A 19869-nucleotide genomic window follows, 5' to 3' on the forward strand; every position below is an offset into this window, starting at 1 on the left:
TCAGCGTCATGGACATATCCCTCTCTTTAGAGATCATCGTACTGCTTACCATGGTGGCAGCATTGGCAGGCTTTATCGATGCCATCGCTGGTGGTGGCGGCTTGTTGACCATACCTGCCATGCTGCTGGCCAACATTCCACCCGTGCTCACGCTTGGCACCAATAAGCTACAAGCGGCTTCAGGTGCACTAGCCGCGTCCATTACGATGATTAGAAAAGGTGTGATTAAGCCGCAGCGTATAAAGGTGGCTATTATTGGCGCTTTTATCGGTTCGGTTATCGGTACGATCGCCGTACAGATGTCACCGCCAGATCTCCTTGAAAAGCTGATACCATTTTTGATTGCGGCTATTGGTATCTATACGTTGTTTGCGCCTAAACTTGGTGAAGTAGAGGCCGCCCCGCGCATCTCAGAAGGCAAATGGCAAAAGGTGGTTGCGCCATTAATCGGCTTTTATGATGGTTACATTGGCCCAGGGACAGGGATGTTCTTTGCACTCGGCAATGTTGCGTTGCGCGGGCGTCAGATTATCGAAGCGACAGGTGCTGCTAAGGTGCTAAACCTATCTACTAACATTGGCTCGTTGATATTTTTTATCTTAGGGGGCAATGTCTTGTGGAAAGTGGGACTGGCGATGATGGTTGGGCAAACGATAGGGGCGTATTTTGGCTCACACATGGTCGTCAAAGGGGGAAGTAAGCTGATACGTCCGATGATTGTGCTGGTTTGCCTAGCGATGATTACCAAGTACGTGCTTGGCTAAATCAAACGTGTTTAGCTGATAGCTCAGACATAAAAAAACCTCAGTCAATCTGACTGAGGTTTTTTTAGGCCACTCTTTATTCAGTATGCATGACTAGCGATGGCGATCGACATCATCGTATTCACTACCCATGATGCCATCACTAAAGACGTTAGAGAACTCGCGCTCATTATCTTCATCGATATGGCCGTCAAATACGTCTTTGGCACCTGCATCAGGATCGTTATAAATCGCTGTATCCATTTTATTTTCTGATTTTGCCACAATGGCTGTCACTGCCGCATCACCACCAACGTTCACCGCGGTACGCAACATATCAAGGATACGATCCACGCCTAAGATCAGACCGATACCTTCGATAGGCAGACCGACTTGGGCAAACACCATAGACAACATAATCAGACCAACACCAGGGACACCAGCGGTACCGACAGAGGCCAGTACCGACATAAGGATAACGGTTAGATATTCGGTCACGCCCAAATCAACACCATAAATATTGGCAATGAAAATGGTCGCCGTCCCTTGCATGATGGCGGTACCATCCATGTTGATGGTCGCACCAAACGGAACGGTAAACGAAGCAACTGAGTTATTGACCCCCATACGCTTGGTGACAGTACGCAAGGTAATAGGAATCGTAGCGTTAGAGCTTGAAGTACTGAATGCAAAAATCTGCACTTCACGCATTTTTGCCAAAAACGTCTTGATGGACAAGCCTGAAAACAGCTTGAGGACAATCATCATGGTAATGAAAAAGTGGAAAGCCAGTGAGCCAATCAGCACTGCAACGTAACCAAGTAATGACCAAATAAGGTCTAAACCAAGCTCCGCCATTGCCTTGGTTAAGAGAGCAAAGACACCATATGGTGCTAAGTTCATAATGATGGTCACCATTTTTAGGATGACTTCATTAATAAGCTCTAAACTCTGTACCAACCCTTTGGCAGGCTTACCAACCATCAAAATACTGATACCGATTAAGATCGCAAAGAAAATAATCGATAGCATGTCACCATTCGCCATCGCGCTGATGGGATTAGATGGAATGATATTGGAGAAAACATCTAGTAGGGGCGGCGCAGACTTGGCTTCGAACGCAGCTTCCGTTTCGATATCCATACCTTTACCGATACCAAATAAAATACCAAGGCCAATCGCAGTGGCAATCGCCAACGCGGTTGTCATCATATAGATGAGAAAGGTCTTGGTACCAATACGCCCAAGCAAGCGAATATCACCAATACCGCAAACCCCGCAAATCAGCGAGATAAGTACTAACGGAACAACCAACATTTTTAGTGAGTTAACGAACAGTTTGCCAATAATCGCGAAAAACCCGTTCGTAATATAGGTACTAACAAAACCGCCTTCAGCGTTTAGTCCTGAATAGTTTATAAATAAACCCAGTATGATACCGAGTACCATGGCAACAATAATTTTGCCCGTCAGTCCCAAATTTTTCCACATAACTTCTATCCTTTTGTACGCAACGCCTAGTGTCAGGTCGGGTACGAGCTCAATACATCAATCATTGCGGGCTCTATACCTGATTTTGTTACGTCTGTAAATTTTTTGTCTGTCATTTTATGTCAATTTCTCGCACAATATAAAATAATTGTTAAGGAGACTGCAACGTTTTTTTATAATTTAGATGAAATGAGGTCACTAATTAAGCTGTTTGTGCGACATTTTTTAGTGGTAAAGAGCGGACAAATGGCACTAAATATTATTAGCATGGATCATTAAAAATGGTCGTTTATAAAAAAAGACCGCCCAAACTGGACAGTCTTTTTAAGCTGAATTATAAGAAGGTACTACATAAAATGTGTAGCGTGTTTAAAAGTCATCATTATCAGCATCTTATGTAAATCCTATTTTTCTCTATACTTTTTTATACCTTATCATTTTCATCACGACGTAGACCATCATGCCACTTGCTATCACTGGTAGAAGATCTTTCTACTGTGTCTTGAGTCACCTCTACGTTTTCAGGTCTTTCTGTATGGTCTAAGTGTTCAGGATTATCGGCGCTAGATCTATGTAGACTGTGGTTGTTACTCATGCGTTCATTTAAGTGTGACTCTGCGTCACGATGACGATGGTCAAGCGCTTCGGCATCAGGATTGGCGTCAACAAAGTCGGTCTGGGTGCGCACTTCTTGAGCCGTATCTTGCTCAGAGACCATTTCTACATCACCATCACTCTCATAACCGTGATTGGGGTTAGCGTCACCAGTCTCATCATTAGTGGCAGTGGCAGCCATGTTATCAGATGCGCTCCCATCAGTCGTCGCAATCCCGTTTCTGGCTTGCGCCTCATTTTTTAGCTGCGCATAGTCCGTCAGTTGTTGTACTGCGTTATCGAGGCTGTGTGGATTATCACGTTCTTGTGCTTGCGATAGATGCTTGTCGAACACATCGGTCAATAGAGAATCAAAGCGCAAAGCATTGTATTGAATGAGCACTTCCGCTTCTTCTTCGGTAATGTCACCGTTTTGGCTGGCATAGACCACGTGATCTTCAAACGTAAGGCCTTCAAAGCTGTCTTTATGCTCCGCTTTTTTAAACTTCTGCCATAAAGGTTCTATATCGAGCAGTGTTTGATAGGCATGCTCCATGCGCCCCGTGACATCGTCTGCTTCGGTATTGTAATAAACCATGGTTTTGAGATAGTCACGGAATGGGTTGGCCGCAAAATCATCCATGAAGGTATCACCCAGTTTGCGTTTTAGCTCATCGTCTGGCGGCGTAAAGATACGACCACTTGGGAAAGTCACAAAGCTGACCAAGCTGGCTGCCATGCGATTTGGGAAGTTGGCAAAGAGTGACAAAAAGGCTTCTTGAATCGTATAAAAGCTATTTTGTAGCGCCACTTCGGCATGCAAGCGCTCAGCGTCTGACTTAGTGCCATACTCATAAAACTGCAAAATAGCAGTGCTAATAAATAAATGACCATGAATGTCGGCTAAGCGACCAGAGAGCATCTCTTTACGTTTTAAATCACCGGCCAGTAACCCTAACGCCATATCGGCTGTCAAAGCAAAACTCGCACTTAAGCGATTGATATGCTTATAGTAGGGACGGGTAAAGCCATCCGCAAAACTCGGTGCGTGATTACTGCCACCGACATACCCTGCGACAAAGGCTTTTGCCCCGCGGTTAAAGGTATAGCCCAAATGTTTAAAAAAGAGCGTATCGAATTTCTTAGTGGCACTTGCTTTGTCGTCACTTTGTAGCAATTGCAGCTCATCAAATAGGTAAGGGTGGCAACGCATGGCCCCTTGTCCAAAGATCATCAGTGAGCGTGTCAAGATATTGGCGCCCTCAACGGTGATAGACACCGGAATGGCTTGATAAGGCGTCGCCAAGAAGTTACGTGGACCCATCTGTACAGCACGACCACCAACGACATCCATCCCATCATTGACCACACTGCGCATGGTTTCAGTCGCATAGTACTTAGCCATTGCGGTCATCACCGATGGCGTACCCCCTTGGTTTAGCCCGCAAGTAACCAGATGACGGAACGCTTCTAGCATATAAGTGTTACTGGCCATACGGCTGGTGGCATCCTGTACGCCTTCGAACTTACCAACCGAAATTTTAAACTGTTCGCGCACTTTAGCAAAAGCCCCGACAGACAAATACGTCATTTCACTGGCTGAGGTGGATAGCGCAGGTAAGGAGATACCACGGCCAACGCCTAGGCATTCCATCAGCATGCGCCAACCGCGACCTGCATTTTCAACGCCGCCGATGATGTAATCTAAGGGGATAAAGACGTCTTTACCATCGACGGTACCATTCATAAATGGTGAGCCGATAGGATTGTGACGTGGGCCTATAATAACGCCTTTGTGGCTGGCAGGAACCAGCGCACAGGTGATGCCATAGTCGCTCTTTTGAGGGTTACCCAGCAGACCTTCTGGATCGTGCATTTTAAAGGCCAGACCAACCACAGTGGCAATAGGTGCTAAGGTAATCCAACGCTTGGAGAAGTTCATACGTAGACCAAGCACTTGCTCGCCTTCATGCATGCCGTAGCAGACCACGCCTGTGTCAGGAATGGCGCCTGCATCAGAACCCGCTTCAGGGCCTGTCAAACCAAAGCAAGGAACTTCATCGCCTTTTGCCAAACCCGGCAACCAACGTTGTTTCTGCTCATCCGTACCATAGTGCATCAAAAGCTCACCAGGGCCGAGTGAGTTTGGTACCATACAAGTCACAGCGGCAGTCGGTGAGCGCGACGCGATCTTACTCATGACACGGCTTTGCGCATAAGAGCTAAATTCTAGGCCACCAAACTCTTTTGGGATGATTAAGCCCAAAAAGCCATTGCTTTTGATAAATTGCCACGCTTCAGGTGACAGCTCTTTATCTTTATGCTGGATCTTCCACTCATCGAGCATGGCACAGAGCGTTTCTACTTCGTTATCAATAAAGCTTTGCTCTTCTGCTGACAGTTCTGGATAAGGGTATTTGGCAAAGGTATCCCAGTTTGGGGCCCCCATAAACAGCTCTTTTTCCCACCAGCTGGTTCCAGCATCAAGCGCCTCACGCTCAGTGTCGCTCATACTAGGCATAGCGCCGCCTAGAGCCTTATAAACAGGCTTGGTAATTAAGGATTGGCGTAGAGGGGCGATGAGTAGAACCAAACAGAGTAGGGCGATGGGTATGCCTAAAATGAGTGACCAAGGACTGATGATCGCGGTTACGATGACGGTAATAAGGGCGACAATGCTGCCAGTGACGCGTGACAAGGACAACAAAAAGATGGCCAAGACCATGGCTAATTGAATGATGACTGCCAAAATAAATAAGCCAACTGCCATGACTATCTCCTTTATAACGCTGAACCAAAAGCGTAAACATGTATGAATAAAAAATTTTGGACAAATATAGTTGTTTTTTTTCTGACGTTTGAGTGTCTTATGACCAAGTTAAAACAGATATCGCTGTTAATGTTATAGCACTTTATACAACTGATTTTACAGGTTTACATTGCCTGCTACCGTTGTACTGATAAAGGGCGAATAAAAACCGGCTCCATAAAAGACAAAACTGGCTAATAATATGAAACAGTTGTCGGTGACTATCAAGAGCTAAAGTGCTACGCTGTGTCGACAATATGTATCAAGATGCCCTAATTAAAAGGTGCCAAGCCGCTTTCGGCATAAGACAACGTTTCATTACGTCCGACGATAATATGATCGATAAGCGTGATGTCTAATAAATTACAGGCCTTTTTTAGCTCGCCGGTCAATATATTGTCTGCAGTGGAGGGCTGAGCATCGGTGTGTGGGTGGTTGTGAGCGACAATTAGCTGGCTGGCTGCGTGACTCAAAGCGTGGCGTAGTACGTGCTTCACACAGACTGAGCACGATGAGATACCGCCTGTAAACAGTATCTCAAAGTTTAAAAGAGTGAGCGCGTTGTCCAAACAGAGCACAGCAAAGACCTCGCGATGCTCACCGCGCAGTTGCGTACTGATATAGTCTTTAACCACTTGTGAGCGTCCCAGTGCCTGACCGGTTTTGAGCTTACTGTCTAAATAGCGTGTCCCCATCTCAAGCGATGCTAATATCTGCGAGTATTTAGCAGGGCCGATACCATGACAAGACAGAACAATGTCCTGCGGGGCAGCCAAAAGCTCTGCCAAGCTGCCAAATTGCTCAATGAGATGACGAGCCAGCTCAATTGCTGATTGCGACTGGGTACCTGTGCGTAAAAATATCGCCAAAATTTCTGCATCGGTCAGATGGGCTGCCCCAAATCTCAGTAGTTTTTCACGTGGTCGGTCGTCTTCATGCCAGTCTTTAATGGCCATTGTCGCTCCTTGATTAGGAATTGCTGGCAAATACCGCCGTTAAATATAGAAAATCTTACCCAATTTATCTCATAATTGTTACTATAAGCGCAATTTTATCTTTCACCTTTTTTATTGATGCCATGCTTATGTCCAATATCGTGCTTGCTATCACTGGCGGTATCGCCGCTTATAAATCTGCTACTTTTGCCCGCTTGTTAATCAAGGCGGGCTTTGATGTGCGCGTCATTATGACCACAGGCGCCCAAGCATTTATCACCCCTTTGACGTTGCAAGCCTTGACTGGTAATGAGGTGCATATCTCACTACTCGATGAGCAAGCTGAAGCAGGAATGGGGCATATTGAACTGGCTAAATGGGCAGATTTAATCGTTATTGCGCCCGCATCCGCCAATACGCTCGCCCGACTCGCGATGGGGATGGCAGATGACTTATTGACCACCGTTTGCCTAGCCACGGCGGCCCCCGTTGTTATTGCACCCGCGATGAATCAGCAGATGTGGGCGCATCCAGCGGTGAATCTGAACGTCCAAACCTTGCGTGATATGAATTATCAGATTATCCAGCCTGCAAGTGGTGAGCAAGCCTGTGGTGATGTGGGCGCGGGGCGACTACCGGAGCCTGAGCAACTATTGGCCGAGATACTGTTATTTAATGCCATGCAAACCACGCCGCAACTGCTGGCAGGAAAAAGGGTCGTCATTACCGCAGGCGCGACAGTTGAAGCCATTGATCCCGTGCGCTATTTGTCCAATCACTCGACTGGAAAAATGGGCTTCGCGTTAGCGCGCGCTTGTGTGGCGGCAGGGGCAGAGGTTGTTTTAATTGCTGGCGGTAAAGTAACCCTACCTACACCACTTAATGTCACACGCATCGACGTGTTGTCTGCCAAAGAGATGTTGCTCGCGGCACAGCAATGCGTGGATGGCACACATAGCGCGCTATCGCTCTTGTCTGAAGAGGCGCACGATCATGCTCACGACCATGAACATCATCATGGTGACTGTGATTGCGGTGACAATCATTATGAGCAGCAAAACGATGAGCATAAAGAGCAACATAGACATCATGCAGCTGTCACCGATGATAACACGCGTGCCGCTGATATATTTATTGCGACGGCAGCCGTGGCTGACTATCGCACCGAAGAGGCAGCCCCCCAAAAAATCAAAAAAACGCAAGAGTCTATGACGCTCAGTTTGGTCAAAAACCCCGATATTTTGGCGACTATTTCGCTTGCTCATCCCGCCCTATTTGTCGTTGGATTTGCCGCAGAGACGCAAGACGTCGAGCACTATGCTCGTGGTAAACTTGCATCTAAAAACTTAGACTTGATTGCTTGTAATGACGTTTCGCGCAAAGACATTGGTTTTGCCAGTAATGACAACGCCATGCAAGTGTTTTTCTCTGAGCGTTACGAGCGTGAGGCGATCACACTGGAAAAAACCAGCAAGGATAAGATTGCTGAGCAATTGGCTAGCATCATTGGTGAGACAATCTGGCATCGTCAAAATGGCTAGTTGTGTCGTTATGGATATAGGCCGTCAGCCTAGAATGGTGCGAAAAACATGACCGACCTAGCCGGTAGCGATAGCACACAGACGTTATTGTTACTTGCGATCTTTGCGCTGGCGTCACTGCTGCATGGCATTAGCGGACTGGGTGTGACCTTGGTGACGACCACCGCGCTTGTCAGCATGTATCCGCTACCGCATGCCATTGTCTTAGTCATTTTTCCATCAATATTACTCAATGTGATGACATGGCTGGCGGGTGGCGGTCGCACGATTTGGCAAAACTTCACTTATTACGGCAGACGCTATTGGTTGCTTGCTTTAACCAGCTTACTCGGTAGTGTTTTGGGCGCCAAGCTATTGTTATGGGTAGATAGCGCTTATATCCTCTTGGTATTGGCTGCGGTCATTGGTTTTTATGTGATGAGCAGCTTACTGGGTAAGCAGATTCGCTTACCTGATACCAAACCTGTGCTAGTTATCGTTGGCTTTAGCGCGGGCGTCGTTGGCGGGGCGACCAATGCCATGTCGACCATACTGATGATGTACTTATTGTCTGCAAGTGATGATAAAAATACCATCGCCAAAGTCGGTAACCTGTGCTACTTTTTGGGCAAAGTCGCCCAAATCATCGTCTTACGTGAGCCTATCATGGCCCTGAGTCATGGCGAATGGCAACTGATTGCGCTACTGAGTATGCTGTCTATCGTCACTCTGTTAATCGGTATTCGTTTGCGCCGTTATTTACCGCAAGCACGCTTTCGTCAGCTTATTTTATTGATTTTAACCGTGCTTGGTATCCGTGTTGGCTGGCAAGGGATGGCGGCGATTTTGTCATAAGAAGACAGTTAACGATTAAAAGGACAGTTAACGATTAAATAAATTCAATATGATAGTCGCAACGACACTGATCACTATCATGGTGACCACAGGAAAGTAAATCCGCGTGTTGCCTGAAGTGTGTTTGATATCGCCTGGCAGGTTACCTAGCCACGAAAACGCACTTGGAAACCACAGCCAAATCACCCCGATAATAACCAGCACAATGCCCAATCCTATCAATATTTTTGCCATATAAATCTGCCTTATGACGTTATACATTCATTCGTCAGAGGTTAAGCCCCCGTACTAACCCGCCATCTCACCAAAATAAATCTGCTGTGCCAAACGAAACGTATTGCAATGCGCCTCTACCACATCTTCGATGTCTTCTGAGTAACCGCCTCCCATCACGATAGCGACAGGAATGTTGGCAGATTTCGCTTGACGCAACACGTACTCATCACGGGCTTTGCAACCGTCTAGGGTCAGTGCCAGTTTTCCCAATTTGTCCGTCGCGAGCACATCGACAGCGGATTGATAAAATATCATGTCTGGCCCAAATTCACTGATTAAGCGCGGTAGTGTGCCTGTCAAAATCTGTAAGTATTCCTTATCACCCGTCTCGTTATCTAACTCAATGTCTAAGTCTGATTTTTGCTTACGGAACGGGTAGTTTTTGCCACCATGCATACTAAAGACAAAAACGCGCGATTCATCCGCCATGATACTGGCGTTCCCATTGCCTTGATGGACATCCAAATCAATAATCAAAATCCTTTGCGCCTGTCCGCGATTTAGTAACAAATTGCTAGCGATGCACACATCATTGAAGACACAAAACCCTTCGCCATGGTCGGCAAAGGCATGGTGCGTACCGCCCGCGACATTCATTGCCACGCCATATTGCTGCGCATACAGCGCACATTCATAAGTTGCGTGGGCAATATAACGGCCGCGCTCTACCAGCGCTGGCGTCATCTCAAAGCCAATGGCTCGCGCTTCTTTTCTTGGTAGCGTTTGGGTTTTTAGTTGCTGCCAGTAGTCTGCCGTATGCGTGGACAAGATCTCCTCTTCACTTAGGCGGTCAGGGGCAAAAAAGTTATCGGTACTGATCGTACCTTCTGCCACTAGACGCTCAGGAATCATGGTGTACTTTTGCATAGGGAAGCGGTGTTTTTCAGGTACCGAGTAACGAAAAATGTCAGAGTAGGCAATTTTTAGCATAGTTTTACAAGACTTCTGTTTTAGAGGTGTTTGAGCGTTTGGACAATAAGAGACTGATGCGTCAGGGGTTGATAAGACAGTATAAAAGTGGCTGATACGTATTTTAAGCCAGACTTTATTGAACGAACTGAGTTGGCAAAAAGAACGTGCGCGAATCTACCTGTTGGCGTAGCTCCAACATCAGTGTTTGTAAATCTTCGGCAGGATCTTGATGATTCACCAAATTAAAAAATAACTCATGAGCGACCGTGGTCATGGCGATCACGCTTTGTAGTAAGTGTTCAATCGTGACGTCATTAATGCCGACTACTTCAACATCGATGGCATTTTTGTAGCGTATCTCGCCATCATTGACATCCATTTCTAGACTGCCGATCAGCATGTCGTAATTGATTTGCGTGATCAGTAGCATCGCGGCGTTTTGATGACTCTCTGGTATCAAAAACGGCAAGATCCCATAAACGGCTAACAGTTTGTTTTTCTCTTGAACGCGAAACAAGTAGCCGCAGTTTAGTTGTTTATGACGCATCCTTAATGATAAATGATGCGATTGCTGGTGGTCATTGGTTTTGGGTCGATAGTGAGTGTAGTGCCACTGTTTGCTGCTGAAGTACTGTTTTAGGGTATCGACGATGGGGGTGTCGCTGTGCTGGCGATGTTCCGTACGCTTAGAGCCGTCACTTTCAAAGGACTGGCTGTTATTTTTAGCATCAGTGGCAGAGCCAGTCCCGGCATTGCCGTCAAAGGTGCTTTTATTATCGCTACCTGTCTCACTATTTTTTTGGCCATCAGTGTCTGAGTGAGTCGTATCGGTGTTATTTGATGATAACTGTGGTGGCTTATCTCCACCATCAGCAACAGACGTCGGCGCTGAGGCAGTCAGTAACCGTTTGAGTTTTTGCCATAAGCTGAGTGTATTACGTTGGCTCATAATATTGTTCTGACAAATAAATAGTATTAAAGACTGATATACCTTAAAACGGTCAGTTACTCGCTATTAGTCATTAAACTCTCTTTGATAGCGGGCTGGTTATAAAACGCCTGTAGCATCTCACGAATATGTGCCGTAAACCACGAACTGTCAAGCATATCCTGTACTATAGGCAATAGCGCTGTACTAAGTTGCGTCATGGCCTGCTCATCAATGTGTAAGCTTGCGGCGATGGTAGCCATAGTATCTGCTTGATGATTACCATACCAAGTATCGATACTGGCTGCCACGAGGCTATGTAAGTAAGGCGACATGCGCAGGCGGTTATAGCTTTGCTGAATACTGGCTTCAATATGATGGATACTGCTGTTATCAGGGTCATCGCGCAAATAAGTTTGTAGATGGCTGATAGGCTGCTCTTTGATCCGCGCCCACCCCGTGACCAATAGTCGCGCGACCTCTTCATTTGATAAGTGTTCTTGCGCATTGGTTTCTGCTCTACGCGCTAAATCCTTAATATTGCGGTGCAAATACGCCTGCAACTTTTCATCAAGATTTCTGTTAGTGGCCTTTTCAAAAGAGCTGCGCCCAAGTTTCATTAGCTTACCAACGCCGCCTGCTTTATCGAGCGTGGTTTCCATAAAGTCATTGATGGCGTGGTACAGCGTTTGTGTCAGCAAGTCGGCAAAGGTTTCATTGCCGACCAGCGTATGGATTAAGACATTGCGCTGCTGCTCGTGGCTACCTACATAATTGGCAAGGGTTTCAACCTGCGTGTCATCGACCAACTCAGACAATGGCACGTTGTCATTGACGGGGTGATAAATAACGGTATGCAAAATATCGCGAATATCGGTGCGCACCACGTCACTGATTGGCTGATTCAGTAGCCAGTCATTCACCAAGTGTTTCAAATGGTCGCGGCTTACATATTTATTTAACGGCTGCTCGCCAAACCATTGCCAAGCCTCCACACTCAAAGGTTCCGCTTGCTTACGTAACCACTCCTGCATAAAAGCAACTTGGGCGTCGATCAAGCGGTCTATGGTTAAGCTTGTATCTGCTAAGCTTGCTTGAGAGTGGCTGTTTGCAAGGTCTGCCTTTTCAGTATCTACTTTGGGTATTTGGTTTTGGCTATCTTTTGAAGTCTGCATAGGTTTTGAGGTCATAGTAATCGACAATTTGTTATACTGTGTGTTTGTAGTAAGCATAAAGTATTATGCCATGAACAGCGTATGTGTTTGTGATGAATATTGACTGCCGCTTGATAAATAACGAGAGGTTTTGATGACGGCTTTGGCTACCCCCTTACTTGTGCTTGATGAGCTGACGGTTCAGCGTGGTGAAATCCCGCTGTGTGAAGCGGTCACGCTCCATTTGTCTGCTGGTAGCATTTGTCATCTGATCGGTGCAAATGGTACGGGTAAGACGACGCTACTGATGCAGCTGGCTGGACTACTGCCAGTACTGACAGGTGAGGTGGTTTACCAAGGAGCGGCAACCTTGCCCATTCAGCCGTTATATGTGTCGCATCAACTGGGCATTCACCCCAATCTCACTGTTGCACAAAATCTAACATTTTTGCTCAATTTATACGGTCTCGCACCAAGTGCTACTGACATTAATGAGGCGCTTACTTGGGTGGGGTTGCAAGGGTTTGAAACCCTCAGCTCAAGCCATTTATCTGCTGGCCAAACCCGCCGTATCACTCTGGCGCGGTTATATTTATTGACGCCTGATGTAACACCGTTATGGTTACTTGACGAGCCTTTTACCGCTCTTGATGTCGATATGGTGGCACGGATGGAAGATAGGCTACGCGACTTTGCCAATGCGGGTGGGGCGATACTAATGACCAGTCATCAAGCGGTCGGTGTGGCCAATCAAGTGCTCGATTTGTCGGATTACATGGTTTAGGCACGGTATTTTGTGTCGACTATAATATAAGTGCAATGAGCATAAGCGGAAAAATAAATAATGTCACAGACAGACAGTACGATACAAACGATGAATAAAAGCTCACACACTCTCGAAGTCACAGCGCGTGGTATTAGCTTTACGCAGTTATGGCGGCGCGAATGGCAAGTCAAGCAACAAGGGGCCGTGCAGTGGCTGTATCCTTTGGTCCTGTTTTTGGTGATTATTACTTTGTTTCCGTTAGCGGTTGGCAGTGAGCCTGCATTATTGCAGCGACTTGGGGTATCCGCTGTGTGGATCGCCGCTCTGCTATCGCTCGTGATGGGGGTCGATGGGTTGTTTAAGCCTGCCCTTGATAATGGCACACTGGCGCAATTGGTCGTCGCCAAAGCGTCACTACCGTTATGGGTATTGATTCGCTTAGCGATTCACTGGATATTTAGTAGTGGTATTGTGGCAGCATTAAGTTTGCTCGCCGTCCCTTTATTCCAACTCAGTTGGTTTGAGGCGTGGATACTGATGGCTTCTATCGTGACGGGTAGCCCAATGCTCTTGATGCTATCAGCGGTTGCTAGTAGTTTGACGTTGTCATTAAAAAATGGCGCGGTGCTGGTGCCTTTGATTGCGTTGCCTATGCAACTGCCCGTATTGATTTTTGCGACGGGTGCGGTTGATTTGTTCGCCACCGGTCTTAATGGTTTGCCTATATTGGCCTTGTTATTGGCAGGTAGTATTGTGTCAGTCTTGGTCATGCCGTGGGTGATTGCGTTGACCTTAAAAATGGCGTGGCTTAATTAAACCGTACGTCAGCTGTTTTATTAAACCCCTTTGTATTAACAGCATGGTGAAAACTGGCAATTTTGCTATAATAGCCAAGCAAATACATAAAACATCCCTTGTAGATTCTATCCAGTGTTTAACGCCAGCAGGTTAGCAGGTAGTAGTGTCCATGATGGGCCGCACCTGCCGCCATAAGCTGCGCAATAGGTTTATTCCCATGCCCAACCTGAATAATGTCTCATCTCCTAGCCTGTGGCAACGCATTTGGCAAGGCTTTTTGACCACTGTGGGTACCAAGCAGTTCTTTCGTATTTTTGCGCCTTGGGTGAAGTGGTTAGCGATACTAGCTGGTATGTGTCTGCTGCTCGGTAGTGTGTGGGGACTCGCTTTTGCGCCGCCTGATTACTTGCAGGGCAATAGCTATCGTATTATTTTTATCCACGTTCCAGCAGCCAGTCTTGCTATCTCTATCTATTTTGCGCTTGCCGTATTAGGCGTCATCTATTTAGTTTGGAAGATTAAGACGGCCAGCCTGGTCGCACAAGCACTGGCGCCGATGGGGTTTTTGCTGTGTGTCATCAGTTTGCTAACCGGCTCCATTTGGGCAAAACCAACTTGGGGTACTTATTGGGTATGGGATGCGCGTTTGACGTCCATGCTGATTTTGGCATTTTTATATGCGGGTGTCATGGCACTGTTTGCCGCTTTTGAACATACCGCCAATCGTGGTAAAGCAGCGGCCATTTTATCGATTGTTGGCGCGGTGAATCTCCCTATTATCAAGTACTCAGTAGAGTGGTGGAATACCTTGCATCAAGGCGCGACTTTTACTTTAACCGCTGCCCCAAAAATGTCGGCAGACATGTGGATGCCATTATTACTAATGATTATTGGCAGCTATTTACTGGTCGCGACATTGGCAATTTATCGTACCAATACCTTAATTTTGTCGCGTGACCAAGGTAAAGCGTGGGTGAAAGAGTACATCCGTGGTCAACATAAATAACGGCTAGGAAAATATTATGCAGCCCTATTTTTATAGCGTCTCTGAGTTTATCGCCATGGGTGAGCATGGGGTGTTTGTGTGGTCATGCTGGGCCATTACGGTTGGCATGATGCTGGCTTTTATTGTTTATAGCCGCAGACAGCGACAAGCGCTTATCAAACAGCTCACTATCCAGCAGGCGCGTCAAGCGCAGCGCACTGCTAAACCATCGACGCCTGTCACCAAGCGTTCTCGTTAGTAAAATTAACTCAATATCATAGATTTAGCACATAAAATTGCCTTGTCTTATTTGTAGCAGTGTCACCTCATAAATGGCTATGGGACTTATTGATTTGTCCGAAAAATGCTATCATATAGCCATTAGAAGAGTACGATTAGAAAGACATTCCTAAAAAGTTTTTCTAATGGTAGTTTCTTTAATATTTTCTATTTTGCAGATGAGTGATTTGTAAAATAGGGACTCATCAATGAGGTAGTGGTATGAACGCAGTTCGGCGCAAAAAACTGATGTGGGTTATGTTTACGCTTGCAGGCGCGGCGATAGCCGTGGTGTTGGTGATTTATGCCATTGGGCAACAAACCGACTACTACTTTGACGCTACGGCCATTGCGCAAGGCGAAGCGCCACAAGACAAGCGTATCCGTGCTGGTGGTATGGTCGTGGCAGGTAGTGTCCAGCGCGCAGCAGACAATCCTCTGAACGTTGAGTTTGCTATTACTGATTTTCAATCGACAGTACCCGTGACTTATCAAGGGATTTTGCCTGACTTGTTTGCTGAAAATTCAGGCGTCGTTGCCACGGGTAAAATGCAGGGTGATACCTTTGTCGCAGGAGAAGTATTGGCCAAGCATGATGAAAACTATATGCCACCTGAGGTCGCCAAATCAATGAAAGAAAACAATCGCAGTGGTGCAGTTCCCCCTTCTGAGCAATATAATCCCGCTGAAAAAATTCACGAGACTCAAACGCTGCAACAGTAGTATCAGATTGTTTATCTAAATACGAAAAGGCCACCGACTCATCGGTGGCCTTTTTTAATGGTATTATATCGCAGTTAGCTATTAGTCATCCCATACAGGGCTATAGTCAGGATGTTCAATCTTGCGGCCATCCGAGCGCGCCAACCCGCCAATTTTATCTAGCTCTTCTGCACTCAACTCAACATTAACAGCGTCAAGATTACCCTGCAGGTGATCAGGGTTAGAGGTTTTTGGAATAGCAACACGGTGTTTATCCGACAAAATCCACGCCAGTGATATCTGAGCTGGGGTTACTTTGTGTTTATCAGCAATCTCTTTGATGATGTCATTGTCAAACACGTCACCACGTGCCAGAGGTGAATACGCTTCTAATAAAATATGATGGTTGTTTAAGAAAGTTTGTAACGTATTTTGCTTAATGAAGGGATGAAATTCAACTTGGTTCACCACAATTGGCACGTCTGCATGTTTTTTTGCTTCGATAATATTGGCGATATTAAAATTAGAGACACCGATATGGCGCGTTAACCCTTGTTTTTGTAGCTCGCACAATGCAGGCATAGTTTCAGACAATGGCACGCGATCATCGGGCCAGTGTAATAGCAAAAGATCTACATAGTCGGTATCTAGGTTCTCTAGAGAACGCTTAGCCGCTGCCGCCAACTTCTCCGGTTGAAACTTCATATCATCAGGAAAAATCTTTGTGGTTAAAAAGAACTTGTCACGAGAGACCCCTGACTGTTTAATACCTTGGCCGACTTCTTTTTCATTGTCATACGCTTGGGCAGTGTCAATATGCTCGTAGCCCATCTCTAATGCTTTTTTAACGACATCAACGCAGTCCTGACCAGTCGACTGCCAAGTACCCAGCCCCAGTACGGGGATATTTGCTTGGCCAGCGGTACGAATATTATAAGTTTTAGTAGTCATATTATTATCCTTATGTTTTTATGATTTTGATTTCTTTTCGAATCAAAAACTGGTTTTAACTATCAGTGTAGTCAGTTCAGAATAAAAGTGGACCATCCGTTAATGGTGTTCTACTGATATAAATTTCCCTCGCTGGCTGTTCGCAAGCGTGACAGAGGCTTCATAAAATTCATACCAGTAGAACTGTCACATTTTTAAAGTGAACCGACTATAATAGTAGCCAGTCATAGTAGCGCTCAATTTGGCTGCGCTTCTATTTAGCTCATCCACTATAGGCCTAACTAAGACAAAGAGAAAGGGTGGTTGACGGTTTCCTACAAAGGACAAACAGGCTGTAACGTCATTTTTGGTAATGGAAAAATGATGAGACAGGCAGTTAACAGAAGCAGGAATACAAAATTTGGCCCCATAAAAAACGCCCATCACGTGAAGCAATGGACGTTTGTAACTATCATGAGATCAGTAAATTTGAACTAAAACCTTACTGAGCAGTGGCTTCTACAGGTGCAGTAGCGGCATCAGTGTTGGCGCTGTGATCTGTGCCCCAGATTTTTGGATATTTATACCCTGGGAAAGTCTCGTGAGCATATTTCTTAAAGGCTTCTGAGTTATAAGCGTTAGTCACATCTTCGACCCATTTTTTGCCTTGATCAGCAGACTTAATCGCTGACCAGTTAACGTAAGCAAAACTTGGCTCTTGGAATAGCGCTTCAGTCAGCTCGATACCCGCGTCTGTGGCATAGTTACCATTGATAACCGCGAAATCCACTTCATCACGAGCACGTGGTAGTTGCGCCGCTTCCAATTCAACGATGTCGATATCATATTTGCTGTTATCAGCGATGTCAGTTTTTGACGCAGTCAACGGGTCGATGTTGTCTTTTAGCGTAATCCAACCAAGATCATCCATCATCACAAGGGCGCGGGCAAAGTTACTTGGGTCGTTTGGTGCAGAGACGCTCATACCTTTATAGGCTTCGTCTAAGCTGCTCTTTTTGCCTGAGTAGATACCTAGGGGTGCGGTTGGCACTTGGAACACTTCGACTAGATCAAGGTTGTTTTCTTTTTTGAAGGTATCAAGGTAGGGCTTATGCTGGAAAATATTAATGTCTAAGTCGCCTTCAGCCAACGCAAGGTTAGGGCGAACGTAGTCTGTAAAGGCCACCAATTCAACTTCATAGCCCTGCGCTTCAAGCGAGCTTTTCACTTGGTTACGTACCATATCGGCAAAGTCACCTTCGGTAGTACCGATGACGATTTTTGTATGCTCAGGATCAATATCGCTAGCGGCAGTTTCTGCAGTTGTGCCATTGGTAACCGGTTCTTTGGTGGCTTCTGGTGCTGATGAGTTGTTGCAACCAACCAAAACCAAGCTTGATACGCCAACAGCAGCAAATGCAGTCGCTAACTGACGGCTGATATCTGTTAATTTCATGGAACTTCCTTAATAAGAGACAGAGAATAGAGGGGAGATATGACGATTAAAAAAGCAACATTATAGATAGTAATGCTGCTCAGTTAAGGGGTGTTAAGTTAGTAACAAAATTAAAGGGTCACAGTAACAAAGTCAAGCGTTTTACTTAGGATGAATCGGCATTAAACCCTAAGTATTATTCATAATAAGGACAGCTCAATGCCGCTTCTCACTTTGTACTGATAGGACTTTTAGCGTTTATCCAAGCGATTGGCCATCCAATTGCCAGTGGCTTGAATCGCAATGACCATTATTGACAGTACAATAACGATAAAAATCATTACCTCAGTTTGATAACGATAATAGCCGTAACGAATCGCCAAATCACCCAAACCACCACCGCCAATCATACCAGCCGCTGCTGAATAAGACAGCAGACTGATACACAGAATCGTCACTGATAATATCAGGCCTGAGCGTGCTTCATTCAGTAGAACTTTGATGATAGTAAAGGGACGCGCGCCCATAGACTCAGTCGCTTCGATAATACCACGTGGCACTTCACGCAAGTTTTGTTCCACTAAGCGGGCAAAATAAAATGAACCAGCGATTGCCAACACTAAAGAGGCTGCGATAGGCCCGATACCAGTGCCAACAATGGCTTTGGTAAAAGGACTCATGGCGATCATCAAAATGACAAAGGGGAAAGCACGCATAAAGTTGGTGATGCCACCCAGCACACCGTACAAGGTTTTATTTTGCAAAAACTGGCGGTCACTGGATAAAAATAAGAAGACGCCAAACAGGCCGCCAATGACAATAGCGACCGTCGTTGAGATGCCGAGCATGATGAACGTGTCAATAAACGCATTTGCAATCTCTTTGCGTAGTGCAAACAGCTTGTCTATCGAGGCGGATAATTCAGTACCAGTTAACATATCTATTTCTCCTGCCTCATTAGTCCTCAACGACTAGGCCTTTGCCAATCGGGGTGGTTGCTTGAATCAGACCGTCTCTTACCTCTGCCACTTCTAATAGCTGTCCTTGATGCAATAATGCTGCGCGATCACAGAGACGACGAATGACGCTCATCTCATGAGTCACAATCACAATGGTCACGCCAAGCTGTTCATTAATATCACGTAAGCAAGTCAACAAACTGCGGGTGGTCGCAGGATCAAGGGCGCTGGTTGGTTCATCGGCCAATAGTACTTTTGGACTCGGGGCAATCGCTCGAGCAATACCAACGCGCTGTTTTTGCCCGCCTGATAGCTGGGCAGGATAATGGCCAGCACGATCGGTTAAATCGACAATCTCAAGACAATCCATGACTCGTTTGTGAATATCGCGACTAGGATAGCCTGACACCGTTAAGTTAAAAGCCACATTGTCAAAGACAGTACGGTTCGACATCAGGTTAAACTGCTGAAAAATCATGCCGATATTGTGCCGAGCAATACGTAGCTCACTGGCAGACAAGGTGGTCAAATCGGTGCCATCGATAATGACTTGACCAGAATCTGGGCGCTCAAGCATATTAATCAGACGTAACAAAGTCGACTTACCAGCACCCGAATACCCCATTAGGCCAAAAATCTCGCCTTGTTGGATCGACAAAGACGTTGGCTCAACAGCGGTAAACCAATGCGGTTTGCCATTTTCGTTTTTGATTGATCGGTCGCTTAAAAAACTTTTGGTCACATCGTTTAAGACAATCATGTCATTCATGGAGGGCTCAAAATTCAATAATTTTTTTA

19 protein-coding genes are annotated in these 19869 nt (G+C 45.9%); 8 read left to right on the forward strand and 11 right to left on the reverse strand.

All coding sequences use genetic code 11. From position 1 onward, the window contains the following. Positions 1-8 precede the first annotated feature (8 nt). Entirely contained in the window at positions 9-764 is a 756-nt protein-coding gene (locus tag B2P60_RS07060; RefSeq protein ID WP_286740233.1) for a TSUP family transporter, read from the forward strand. Positions 765-857: 93 nt separating this feature from the next. Here the strand turns inward: B2P60_RS07060 and B2P60_RS07065 are convergent, their stop codons facing one another. The 3 genes from B2P60_RS07065 to radC form a co-directional block, all read right to left on the reverse strand. Beyond that, positions 858-2234: a dicarboxylate/amino acid:cation symporter gene (locus B2P60_RS07065; protein ID WP_286740234.1), complete on the reverse strand. Its 1377-nt coding sequence runs from the start codon at positions 2232-2234 to the stop codon at positions 858-860. A gap of 424 nt (positions 2235-2658) precedes the next feature. Then, positions 2659-5598, reverse strand: a complete 2940-nt coding sequence (locus tag B2P60_RS07070) for an acyl-CoA dehydrogenase (protein ID WP_286740235.1) — start codon at positions 5596-5598, stop codon at positions 2659-2661. A gap of 311 nt (positions 5599-5909) precedes the next feature. Then, on the reverse strand, positions 5910-6593 hold the full coding sequence (radC, locus tag B2P60_RS07075; protein WP_230710160.1) for a RadC family protein: 684 nt from the start codon (positions 6591-6593) through the stop codon (positions 5910-5912). A gap of 128 nt (positions 6594-6721) precedes the next feature. Between radC and coaBC the strand changes: the two genes are divergently transcribed. Together coaBC and B2P60_RS07085 are read left to right on the forward strand one after the other, a co-directional pair. After that, positions 6722-8113, forward strand: a complete 1392-nt coding sequence (gene coaBC / locus B2P60_RS07080) for a bifunctional phosphopantothenoylcysteine decarboxylase/phosphopantothenate--cysteine ligase CoaBC (protein WP_286740236.1) — start codon at positions 6722-6724, stop codon at positions 8111-8113. Positions 8114-8161: 48 nt separating this feature from the next. Then, positions 8162-8947, forward strand: a complete 786-nt coding sequence (locus tag B2P60_RS07085; RefSeq protein ID WP_286740238.1) for a sulfite exporter TauE/SafE family protein — start codon at positions 8162-8164, stop codon at positions 8945-8947. A gap of 27 nt (positions 8948-8974) precedes the next feature. Here B2P60_RS07085 and B2P60_RS07090 read toward each other — a convergent pair whose 3' ends face one another. From B2P60_RS07090 to B2P60_RS07105, 4 genes are all read right to left on the reverse strand, one after another. Continuing rightward, complete coding sequence (locus tag B2P60_RS07090; protein ID WP_286740241.1) at positions 8975-9181, reverse strand: DUF2905 domain-containing protein; 207 nt, start codon at positions 9179-9181, stop codon at positions 8975-8977. 54 nt (positions 9182-9235) lie between these two features. Next, complete coding sequence (locus tag B2P60_RS07095) at positions 9236-10153, reverse strand: histone deacetylase family protein (RefSeq protein ID WP_286740242.1); 918 nt, start codon at positions 10151-10153, stop codon at positions 9236-9238. A gap of 115 nt (positions 10154-10268) precedes the next feature. Continuing rightward, the gene (locus B2P60_RS07100; RefSeq protein ID WP_286740243.1) at positions 10269-11084 is read right to left on the reverse strand and encodes a YbjN domain-containing protein; all 816 of its coding nucleotides are present in this window, start codon (positions 11082-11084) and stop codon (positions 10269-10271) included. A gap of 56 nt (positions 11085-11140) precedes the next feature. Further along, entirely contained in the window at positions 11141-12238 is a 1098-nt protein-coding gene (locus B2P60_RS07105; protein WP_286740244.1) for a hypothetical protein, read from the reverse strand. A 133-nt stretch (positions 12239-12371) separates the two neighbouring features. On the opposite strand from B2P60_RS07105, the gene ccmA reads away from it, so the two are divergent. The 5 genes from ccmA to ccmE all read left to right on the forward strand — a co-directional run bounded on the left by ccmA (position 12372) and on the right by ccmE (position 15768). Then, entirely contained in the window at positions 12372-13001 is a 630-nt protein-coding gene (ccmA, locus tag B2P60_RS07110; RefSeq protein WP_286740245.1) for a heme ABC exporter ATP-binding protein CcmA, read from the forward strand. Positions 13002-13061: 60 nt separating this feature from the next. Beyond that, complete coding sequence (locus B2P60_RS07115) at positions 13062-13799, forward strand: heme exporter protein CcmB (protein WP_286740247.1); 738 nt, start codon at positions 13062-13064, stop codon at positions 13797-13799. A gap of 199 nt (positions 13800-13998) precedes the next feature. Next, positions 13999-14787, forward strand: coding sequence for a heme ABC transporter permease CcmC (ccmC, locus tag B2P60_RS07120; RefSeq protein ID WP_198333832.1), 789 nt, complete (start codon positions 13999-14001; stop codon positions 14785-14787). A 16-nt stretch (positions 14788-14803) separates the two neighbouring features. Then, positions 14804-15025, forward strand: coding sequence for a heme exporter protein CcmD (ccmD, locus tag B2P60_RS07125; RefSeq protein WP_193005252.1), 222 nt, complete (start codon positions 14804-14806; stop codon positions 15023-15025). Between the two features lie 242 nt (positions 15026-15267). Further along, positions 15268-15768 carry a cytochrome c maturation protein CcmE gene (gene ccmE, locus B2P60_RS07130; RefSeq protein WP_193005253.1) on the forward strand — a complete coding sequence of 167 codons (501 nt, stop codon included), beginning with the start codon at positions 15268-15270 and terminating at the stop codon, positions 15766-15768. An 81-nt stretch (positions 15769-15849) separates the two neighbouring features. Here the strand turns inward: ccmE and B2P60_RS07135 are convergent, their stop codons facing one another. The 4 genes from B2P60_RS07135 to B2P60_RS07150 all read right to left on the reverse strand — a co-directional run bounded on the left by B2P60_RS07135 (position 15850) and on the right by B2P60_RS07150 (position 19840). Beyond that, the gene (locus B2P60_RS07135) at positions 15850-16698 is read right to left on the reverse strand and encodes an aldo/keto reductase (protein ID WP_286740253.1); all 849 of its coding nucleotides are present in this window, start codon (positions 16696-16698) and stop codon (positions 15850-15852) included. A gap of 481 nt (positions 16699-17179) precedes the next feature. After that, complete coding sequence (locus tag B2P60_RS07140) at positions 17180-18133, reverse strand: MetQ/NlpA family ABC transporter substrate-binding protein (protein ID WP_193005255.1); 954 nt, start codon at positions 18131-18133, stop codon at positions 17180-17182. A 230-nt stretch (positions 18134-18363) separates the two neighbouring features. Continuing rightward, a complete protein-coding gene (locus tag B2P60_RS07145) occupies positions 18364-19050 on the reverse strand; it encodes a methionine ABC transporter permease (RefSeq protein WP_193005256.1) in 687 nt (228 codons plus the stop codon). Positions 19051-19069: 19 nt separating this feature from the next. Beyond that, a complete protein-coding gene (locus B2P60_RS07150; protein WP_286740258.1) occupies positions 19070-19840 on the reverse strand; it encodes a methionine ABC transporter ATP-binding protein in 771 nt (256 codons plus the stop codon). Between the last annotated feature and the right edge of the window lie 29 nt (positions 19841-19869).

It is taken from the genome of Psychrobacter sp. UBA3068, assembly GCF_002366815.1.
Classification (GTDB): Bacteria; Pseudomonadota; Gammaproteobacteria; order Pseudomonadales; family Moraxellaceae; genus Psychrobacter; species Psychrobacter namhaensis.